A 10,386-nucleotide genomic window follows, 5' to 3' on the forward strand; every position below is an offset into this window, starting at 1 on the left:
GCACTTCGGGCACGTCAGGATCGGTTGCTGTGGTGGTCGTCGTCGCCGCCGCCGTCGAGGGCCAGGTCGAGGAGGTCCTGGAGATCCATCGAGTCGATGGACTGCGCGTCGGCGGTGGCGGTGGTGCTGCTGGTGGCGGGCTCGTCGGGGCCGGCGAGCCGGAGGAGGCTGTCCAGCAGTCCGGCCTCGCGGATGCGGTGCAGCGGGATGCCGGTCAGGGTCCGGCGCAGCTCCGCTTCCTGCGGGTCGGTGTCGACGGTGGTGCCGACCGGGTCGCCGGGCGCCTCGGGGAAGAGGGTCAGCAGCAGGTGCTGGGTCAGCGCCTGCGGGTTGGGGTAGTCGAACACGAGGCTGGACGGCAGTCGCAGTCCGCACGTGGTGCCCAGCCGGTTGCGCAGGTCGACCGCGGTGAGGGAGTCGAACCCGAGGTCCTTGAAGGCCCGGTCGGGTGCGACCGCGTCGGCGGAGTCGTGCCCCAGGGCGGCTGCCGCGTGTTCGCGTACGAGGTCGAGGACGGCCGCCCGCCTGTCGTCCCCGGCCAGCTCGGTGAGCCGCCGGAGCGCGGCGGGAGGCGCGTCGGCCGCCGCCGCGTCGCCGGACGACGGGCCGGAGCCGCGCAGTGCCTCCCGGACCTCGGGCAGGTCGGCGATGAGCGGGCGGGGGCGAGCGGCCGCGAACACGGGCGCGAACCGTGCCCAGTCGACGTCCGCGACGGTCACCGCGGCGTCCCGGCCGGCGACGGCGCGTTCCAGTGCGAGCAGGTTCGTCGCCGGGTCCATGGGCGGGAGGCCACGGCGGCGCAGCTGCTCCTCCGCGTCGCCCTCGGTCGCCATGCCCCCGTCGGCCCACGGGCCCCAGGCGATCGCCGTCGCGGGGAGGCCGCGGGCCTTGCGGCGTTCGGCGAGTGCGTCGAGGAACGTGTTGGCCGCCGCGTAGGCGCCCTGGCCGCCACTGCCCCAGACGCCGGCGATGGAGGAGAACAGGACGAAGGCGTCGAGCGAGTCCGGCGTGTCGAACAGCGCGTCGAGGTGGACGGCGCCGGCCGTCTTCGCGGCCACCACCCGGGCGAAGCCGGGCAGGTCGGTGCCGGTGCCGGGCGGCTGGGAGATGCCGGCGGCGTGCACCACGGCCCGTACCGGGGTGCCCTCGTCGGCCAGGCGGGCGACCAGCGCCGCGAGCGCGTCCCGGTCGGCGACGTCGCAGGCGGCGAGTGTCACGGACGCGCCGAGCGCGGTGAGTTCGGCCTCGGTCTCGGCAGCGCCGGGCGCGTCGGCGCCGCGGCGGCTGACGAGGACGAGCCGTTCGGCGCCCCGCTCGGCGAGCCGGCGCGCGACGTGGCGGCCGAGCGCTCCCGTACCGCCGGTGACGAGCACCGTGCCGCGCGGGGTCCAGGTCGCGGCCGGTGCCGTCTCCGGGGCGGTGCGCACCAGCCGTCGTACGAAGGTGCCGGCGGCGCGGACCGCGAGCTGGTCCTCGTCGCCCGCGCCCGCGAGCAGCGCCGTCAGACGGGCCAGGGTGCGGTCGTCGCACGTCGCGGGCAGGTCGACCAGACCGCCCCAGCGCTCGGGGTGCTCCAGGGCGACCACCCGGCCCAGGCCCCAGACCTGCGCCTGCGCGGCGCCGCCGAGTGCGTCGGAGGCGACGGCCGCGACCGCGTCACGGGTGACGCACCACAGCGGGGCGTCGACGGCCCCGGGCAGGACGGAGGTGAGCGCCGAGCTGAGCGCCAGCCCGACCGGCACGCCCGGGTGCTCCGGGTGCGGCCGTTCGTCGAGCGCCAGCAGGGAGAGGACGCCCGACACCGGGCCGTCGCCCGCCACGCGGAGCCGCTCGTCCAGGCGCGTGCGCAGCGCGCCCGGGTCGCACTCGGTGACGTCGAGCAGGAGCGTTTCGACGTGGACGCCGCCGTCGCGCAGGCGGTCGGTCAGCGCCCGGACCCAGGGGTCGTCGGTGTGCGGCGCGGGCACGGCCACGAGCCAGGTGCCGGTGGGCGTGCCCCGGTCGGCGCCGGACCACGGCTGCCAGGTGGCGCGGTACGAGCGGGCGTCCGCACGGGCCAGCGCCTCCTGGTCGCGCCGCCACGCCGAGAGCGCCGGCAGTACGGCGCTGAGCGGCTGGTCGACGTCGATCGCCGGCCCGCCGGTGAGCGAGGCGAGGTCCGCGTGCTCGACCGCCTCCCAGAAACGGGCGTCGACGTCGCTTGCGGTGGCGCCGGACCCGGAACCGCGCGGGGCGGCGGCGGGCTCGGGCCAGTAGCGCTTGCGCTGGAAGGCGTACGTCGGCAGGTCGACCCGCCGGGCGCCGGTACCGGCGAAGTACGCGTCCCAGTCGACCGCCGAGCCCTGGACGTATACCTGGGCGACGGCGGTGTTCAACGTCTCCGCCTCAGGCCGGCCGGAGCGGAGGGCGGGCGCGAAGACCGCCGCGTTCGCCTCACCGGCCAGGCAGTCCTGGGCCAGGGCCGACAGGACCCCGTCCGGGCCGAGTTCGAGGTACGTCGTGACCCCGGCCGCCTCCAGCGCCCGCACCCCGTCCAGGAAGCGCACGGCCTCGCGGACATGACGTACCCAGAAGTCAGCCGACCCCATCTCGTCCGTGACCAGCGCACCGGTCAGGTTCGACACGACGGCGATACGCGGGGTCTCGTACGTGATCGACTCCGCGACCTTGCGGAAGTCGGCCAGCATGCCGTCCATGTGCGGCGAGTGGAACGCATGACTCACCGTCAGGCGCTTGGTCTTACGACCCAACTCCTCGAAACGTCCGGCGATGGCCACCGCGTCGACCTCATCACCCGCGATCACGACCGACTGCGGCCCGTTGATCGCCGCGATACTGACGCCCTCCGTGAGCAGCGGCAGGACCTCGTCCTCAGCCGCCTGCACCGCGATCATCACGCCACCGGTCGGCAGCGCCTGCATCAGACGCCCACGAGCCGCCACCAATGTGCACGCGTCCTCCAGCGAGAACACCCCGGCCACATGCGCGGCCGCGATCTCACCGATCGAATGACCCGCCAGGAAGTCCGGCTTCACGCCCCACGACTCCACCAGCCGGAACAGCGCCACCTCCACCGCGAACAGCCCAGGCTGGGTGAACTCCGTACGGTGCAGCGCCTCACCATCGGCCCCGAACAGCACGTCCTTCAGCGGCAGGTCCATGTGCGCGCACACCGCGTCCAGCGCCTCCGCGAACACCGGGTACGCCTCGTACAGCTCACGGCCCATGCCCAACCGCTGGCTGCCCTGACCCGTGAACAGGAACGCCAGCCCACCACCGGTGGCGGTGCCCCGCACCAGCCCGGTGGCCTGCTCGCCCGCCGCCAGGGCCTCCAGGGCGCGAGTAAGGCACTCGTGGTCGCCGGCGACGATCGCCGCGCGCTCGTGGAGGGCCGCCCGGCCGGTCGCCAGCGAGTGGGCGAGGTCGACCGGCCGGGGCCGCTCGGGGGACTCGACCACGGGCAGGAGCGTGCCGGCCTGGGCGCGGAGGGCGTCCGCGTTCCTGGCCGAGAGGACGAAGGCCAGGGTCTCCGGCGCGCTGATCGCCGTCGGTGGCTGCGGCGCGGGGAGGGGTTCGGGGGCCTGCTCGATGATGGTGTGGGCGTTCGTCCCGCTGATGCCGAAGGACGAGACGCCGGCCCGGCGCGGCCGGTCGTCGGTCCGGGGCCACTCCGTCCGCTCGGTCAGCAGGGCGATGTCCCCGGCCGTCCAGTCGACGTGCGGGGTCGGCTCGTCGACGTGCAGGGTCTGCGGGAGCACGCCGTGGCGCATCGCCATGACCATCTTGATGACGCCCGCGACACCGGCGGCGGCCTGGGTGTGGCCCAGGTTCGACTTGATGGAGCCGAGCCACAGCGGCCGGTCCTCGGGCCGGTCCTGGCCGTACGTCGCGAGGAGCGCCTGGGCCTCGATCGGGTCGCCCAGCTTGGTGCCGGTGCCGTGCGCCTCGACGACGTCGACATCGGCGGGGGTCAGCGCCCCGCTCGCCAGGGCGGCGCGGATCACGCGCTGCTGGGACGGGCCGTTGGGGGCGGTGAGCCCGTTGCTGGCGCCGTCCTGGTTGACCGCCGAACCGCGGACCACGGCGAGGACCGGGTGGCCGTTCTTGCGCGCGTCCGACAGCCGCTCGACGAGCAGCATGCCGACGCCCTCGGCCCAGCCCGTACCGTCGGCGGCAGCGGCGAACGCCTTGATGCGGCCGTCGGGCGAGAGTCCGCCCTGGTGGCTGAACTCGCTGAAGGTGCCCGGGGTGGACATCACGGTGACGCCACCGGCCAGCGCCATCGTGCACTCGCCGTTGCGCAGCGCCTGGATGGCCCAGTGCAGGGCGACCAGCGAGGACGAGCAGGCCGTGTCGACGGTGACGGCCGGGCCCTCCAGGCCCAGGGCGTAGGAGACGCGGCCGGACAGGACGCTGCCCGCGTTGCCGGTCATCACGTGGCCGAGGACCTCGTCGGCGCCGGACTGTTCCAGTTGGGCGTCGTACCCGCTGTAGGCGGCGCCGACGAAGACACCGGCCCGGCTGCCGCGCAGGGCGGACGGGGCGATGCCGGCGCGTTCGATCGCCTCCCAGGCCGTTTCGAGCACCAGCCGCTGCTGCGGGTCCATCGCCAGCGCCTCGCGCGGCGAGATGCCGAAGAAGTCGGCGTCGAAGGTGTCGGCGTCGTGCAGGAAGCCGCCCGCGAAGGCGTGGCCGTCGCCGTCCGCGTACAGCGCGTCGACGTCCCAGCCCCGGTTGCCGGGGAACGGGGAGATCGCGTCGCCGCCGGTCTCGACGAGCCGCCACAGCTCCTCGGGGGTGCGGACGCCGCCGGGGTAGCGGCAGCTCATGGCCACGATCGCGACCGGGTCGTCGGCGAGGCCGGCGGCGGGGGTTCCGGAGAGCGCGCCCGCGCCGGTGGCGAGACCGTCGGCCGTGCCGTTGGCCGGGTCGTGTGCGCCGTTCGGGTCGCCGAGGAGTTCGGTGCGCAGCTCCCGTGCGAGGGCGGTGGGCGACGGGTGGTCGAAGACGAGCGTGGTGGCCAGCCGCAGGCCGGTGGCGGCGGACAGGCGGTTGCGCAGGTCGACGGCGGTCAGCGAGTCGAAGCCGAGGTCCTTGAACGCCTTGTCCGCGTCGACCCGTTCGGCCGAGGCGTGGCCGAGTACGGCGGCGACGTGGGTGCGTACGAGGTCGAGCAGGGCCCGGTCCTGTTCGGGCGCGGTGAGGCGGTGCAGCCGCTCGGCGAGCGGGGTGCCGCCGGCGCGGGTGCGTGCCGTGCGGCGGCCGCCGGTGCCGGCGAGCTGCCGGAAGACCGGGGCGACCGGGCCGGGGCCCGCGGCGGTGCGGAGGGCGGTGAGGTCGAGGCGGGCGGGGACGAGGACGGGCCGGCCGGCGGTGAGCGCCGCGTCGAGCAGGGTCATGCCCTCGGCTGCGGACAGGGCGCCCATGCCGTGCTGTTCCATGCGCCGCAGGTGGGCCTCGTCGAGCGCGCCGGTCATCCCGCTGGCGTCGGCCCACATGCCCCAGGCGAGGGACGTGGCGGGCAGGCCCTGGCCATGGCGGTGCTGGGCGAGGGCGTCGAGGTAGACGTTGGCGGCCGCGTAGTTGGCCTGCCCGGCGCTGCCGAGGGTTCCGGCGACGGCCGAGTACAGGACGAACGCCGAGAGGGGCAGGTCGCGAGTCAGCTCGTGGAGGTGCAGGGCGGCGTCGGCCTTCGGCCGCAGGACGGCGTCAAGGCGCTCGGGGGTGAGCGAGGCGACGACGCCGTCGTCCAGGACTCCGGCCGTGTGGACGACCGCGGTGAGCGGGTGCTCGGCGGGTACCGCCGCGAGGGCGGCGGCGAGGGCGTCACGGTCGGCCGCGTCGCAGGCGGCCCAGGTGACCCGGGCCCCCAGCGCGGTCAGTTCGTCGGTGAGCGCGGGGGCGCCGGGGGCGCCGGCACCCCGGCGGCTCAGGAGCAGCAGGTGGCGCGCGCCGTGCGTGGTGACGAGGTGCCGGGCGGCGATGCCGGCGAGGGTGCCGGAGCCTCCGGTGATCAGGACGGTGCCGTCCGGGTCGATGGCGGTGGTACCGGAGCCGGACTCGGCATCGAGGCGGGACCCGGACGCGGACCCGGACCCGGACCCGGACTCGGAGCCGGCGAGCGTGCGGTTGTGGGACAGCCGGGGGACGCGTACGGCTCCGTCCCTCAGCATCAGCTCGGGCTCGTCGCCGGCGAGGGCGGCGGCGAGGAGGGTGAGGTGCGCGGGGTCGGGGGCGGCCGCGTCCGACGCTCCGTGCCCGTCGAGATCGGCGAGGACGAACCGCCCCGGGTTCTCCGTCTCCGCCGAGCGGACCAGGCCCCAGACGGCGGCGTGCGGCAGGTCGTCGACGCCCTCGTCCGGGCCGGCGACCGCGCGGCGGGTGAGGACGACGAGGCGCGAGGCGGCGAACCGCTCGTCGGCGAGCCAGGACCGCACGAGGGCGAGCGCCCGGTGCGTGGCCCCGTGCAGGGCCTCCGGCCCGTCACCGGCCGCCGGCTCGGTGAAGGGGACGAGGACGTGCGCGGGTACGGGGGCACCCGCGGCCACCGCTTCGCCCAGCGCCGTCAGGTCCGCGTACCGGGCGGCCGGGCCGAACGCCGCGTCGCCCAGTACCGCCCACCCGTCGCCGGAGGCAGCCGAAGCCGTGCCGTCGGCCGGCGTACCGTCCGCGAGGGGCAGGGGCAGGGGCGGAGTCAGGGGCAGGGGCACCCAGTCGAGCTGGAACAGCGACTCGTGGCGAACGGCCGACACACCCGGCTCCGTGCCGGGCTCCACCGTCCCGAACGGCCGCCGGACCAGTCCGCCCACCGTCGCCACCGGCCGGCCCAGGTCGTCGGCGAGGTCCAGCGCGACGGCCCCCTCGCCGGTGTCCCGCGCCCGTACGCGCAGGGCGCCCGCGCCCTCGGCGTACAGCGTCACGTCCGACCACATGCCGAGCCCGGCGCCCGTACGGGTGTCGCCGTCCCGTACGAAGGCCGCGTGCGCGGCGGCGTCCAGCAGCGCCGGGTGCAGGCCGAAGCCGGCCCCCTCGGTGTCGTCCTCGGGGAGGCGGACCTCGGCGAAGAGCTCGCCGTCACGGAGCCAGACGGCCCGCACGGCGCGGAACAGCGCCTCGCGCCGGGGCGTGGCCGTGTCCGGGTCGGTGGCGTACAGGTCCGTGACGTCCACGGCCTCGGCACCGGCGGGCGGCCACTGCGCCAGGTCGAAGGACGCGGTGGGGGCGGCGGGCGCGAGCACGCCCCGGGCGTGGCGCTCCCAGGGGTCGTCCGCCGGAGCGGCCTCGGCCCGGGAGGAGACCGTGAGGGTGCGACGGCCCCGGTCGTCGGGGGCGTCGACCAGCACCTGGAGCCGCACCGCGCCTTCGGCGGGCAGGCGGAGCGGGGCGTCGAGCTCCAGTTCCTCGACGTGCCCGCAGCCGGCCTCGTCCCCGGCGCGTACGGCGAGTTCGACGAAGGCCGCGCCCGGCAGTACGGCCGTACCGGCCACGGTGTGCCCGGCGAGCCAGGGGTGGGTGCGCAGCGAGAGCCGGCCGGTGAACAGCACACTGTCGGTACCGGCCAGGGTGACGGCCGCGCCGAGCAGCGGGTGCGCGGCCGGTTCGAGTCCGGCGCCGCTCACGTCACCGGCCCCCGCGGCACTCGGCTCCAGCCAGTACCGCTCGTGCTGGAAGGCGTACGTGGGCAGGTCGACGCGCCGGGCGCCCGTGCCGGCGAAGTACGCGTCCCAGTCGACGGTTGCGCCCCGGACGTAAGCCTGGGCCAGCGCGGTGTTGACCGTCTCGGCCTCCGGCCGACCCGAGCGAAGGGCGGGCGCGAAGACCGCCGTGTCCGCGTCGCCGGTCAGGCAGTCCTGGGCCAGGGCCGACAGGATGCCGTCAGGGCCGAGTTCGAGGTACGTGGTGACCCCGGCCGCCTCCAGCGCCCGGACCCCGTCCAGGAACCGCACGGCCTCGCGAACATGACGTACCCAGAAGTCCGCCGAACCCATCTCATCCGTGACCAGCGCACCGGTCAGGTTCGACACGACGGCGATACGCGGAGCCTCGTACGAGATCGACTCCGCGACCGTACGGAAGTCCTCCAGCATCCCGTCCATGTGCGGCGAGTGGAACGCATGGCTCACGCTCAGCCGCTTGGTCTTACGACCCAGCTTCTCGAAGTGTCCGGCGATGGACACCGCGTCCGCTTCGTCACCGGCCACCACGACCGACTGCGGCCCATTGATCGCCGCGATGCTGACCGGGTCCGTCAGCAGCGGAAGAACCTCGTCCTCCGACGCCTGCACCGCGATCATCACGCCACCGGTCGGCAGCGCCTGCATCAGACGTCCACGCGCCGCCACCAGCGTGCACGCGTCCTCCAGCGAGAACACACCCGCCACGTGCGCGGCCGCGATCTCACCGATGGAGTGCCCGGCCAGGAAGTCGGGCTTCACGCCCCACGACTCCAACAGCCGGAACAGCGCCACCTCCACCGCGAACAACGCCGGCTGCGTGAACTCCGTACGGTCCAGAGCAGCCGCGTCCGCGCCGAACAGCACCTCCGTCAGCGGCAGGTCCAGGCGGGCGCAGATCGCGTCCAGGGCCTCCGCGAACACCGGGTATGCCTCGTACAACTCACGGCCCATACCCAGCCGCTGACTGCCCTGACCCGTGAACAGGAAAGCAAGGCCGCCACCGACGACCGTACCCTTCACCAGGCCCGGGACCTGCTCGCCCTCGGCGAGGGCACCCAGCAAGGAGGTCAGCGAACGCACGTCGGAGCCGTCACCGAGGAGCACCGCCCGGTGCCCCAGGGCCGCGCGGGTGGTGGCCAGGGAGTGGGCGATGTCGAGGGGGCGTGCGGTGGGGTGGCCCTGGCCGTGCGTGGCCAGCAGGCGTGCGGCCTGGGCGCGCAGCGCGTCGGCGCTCCTGGCGGAGAGGGTCCAGGGCAGGACGACCGGCACGTGGGGCGCGGCGGCAGGGGCGGCCTCCGCGGGCTCCTCGGCGTCGGGGGCCTGCTCGATGATGGTGTGGGCGTTGGTGCCGCTCACGCCGAAGGCGGAGACGGCGGCGCGGCGCGGGGCGCCGGTCTCGGGCCAGGGGGCCGGCTCGGTGAGGAGCGAGACGGCACCTTCCGACCAGTCGACGTTGGAGGTGGGCTCGTCCACGTGGAGGGTCTGCGGGAGCACGCCGTGGCGCATGGCCATGACCATTTTGATGATGCCGGCGACACCGGCGGCGGCCTGGGTGTGGCCGATGTTGGACTTGAGCGAGCCCAGCCGCAGGGGACGGTCGGCGGGGCGGTCCTGGCCGTAGGTGGCGAGGAGCGCCTGGGCCTCGATGGGGTCGCCCAGGGTGGTGCCGGTGCCGTGCGCTTCGACGGCGTCGACCTCGGCGGCCGAGAGCCTGGCGTTCTCCAGGGCCTGGCGGATGACGCGCTGCTGGGCGGGGCCGTTGGGGGCGGTGAGCCCGTTGCTGGCGCCGTCCTGGTTGACGGCCGAGCCACGGACCACGGCGAGGACCGGGTGGCCGTTGCGGCGGGCGTCGGACAGCCGCTCGACGAGCAGGACACCGACGCCTTCGGACCAGCCGGTGCCGTCGGCGGAGGCGGCGAAGGACTTGCAGCGGCCGTCGGCGGCCAGGCCGCGCTGACGGCTGAACTCGACGAACACGTCGGGGTTGGGCATCACGCACACACCGCCGACGAGGGCGAGCGAGCACTCTCCCTGGCGGAGGGCCTGGGTGGCGAGGTGCAGCGCGACGAGGGAGGAGGAGCAGGCGGTGTCGACCGTGGCGGCCGGGCCTTCGAGGCCGAAGACGTAACTGACCCTGCCGGACAGGACGCTGGTCGCGCCGCCCGTCAGAAGCAGGCCTTCGAGGCCTTCGGGTGCCTCCTTGAGGTCGGCGCCGTAGCCCATGGCTCCCGCGCCGACGTAGACGCCGGTACGGCTGCCCCGTACGTCCGAGGGGTCGATGCCCGCGCGTTCGAAGACCTCCCACGAGGTTTCCAGGAGCTGGCGCTGCTGCGGGTCCATCGCCAGCGCCTCGCGCGGCGAAATTCCGAAGAATTCGGGGTCGAAGACGGTCGCTTCGTCGAGGAATCCGCCGCCGGTGTTGTAGAAGGTGCCCTTGCGGTCGGGGTCCGGGTCGGCGAGCGAGGAGACGTCCCAGCCGCGGTCGGCGGGGAATCCGGTGATGGCGTCGCCGCCCGTGGCAACCAGGCGCCACAAGTCCTCCGGCGACCGTACGCCGTTGGGGAATCGGCAGCTCATCGCGACGATGGCGATAGGCTCCCGGGCTTCCTCGTCGACCTCCTGGAGGCGGCGGCGGGCCCGCCGCAGCTCAGTGGTCATCCACTTCAGGTTTTCGAGAAGCTTTTCTTCGTTAGCGCCGGCCACTGAAACG

General features: G+C 74.9%; 1 protein-coding gene. It reads right to left on the bottom strand.

The window, feature by feature from the left end:
• Positions 1-14 precede the first annotated feature (14 nt).
• On the bottom strand, positions 15-10,379 hold the full coding sequence (locus ACZ7LK_RS28080; protein ID WP_471143994.1) for a type I polyketide synthase: 10,365 nt from the start codon (positions 10,377-10,379) through the stop codon (positions 15-17).
• Positions 10,380-10,386: the final 7 nt, after the last annotated feature.

It is taken from the genome of Streptomyces sp. NPDC039423, assembly GCF_055598725.1.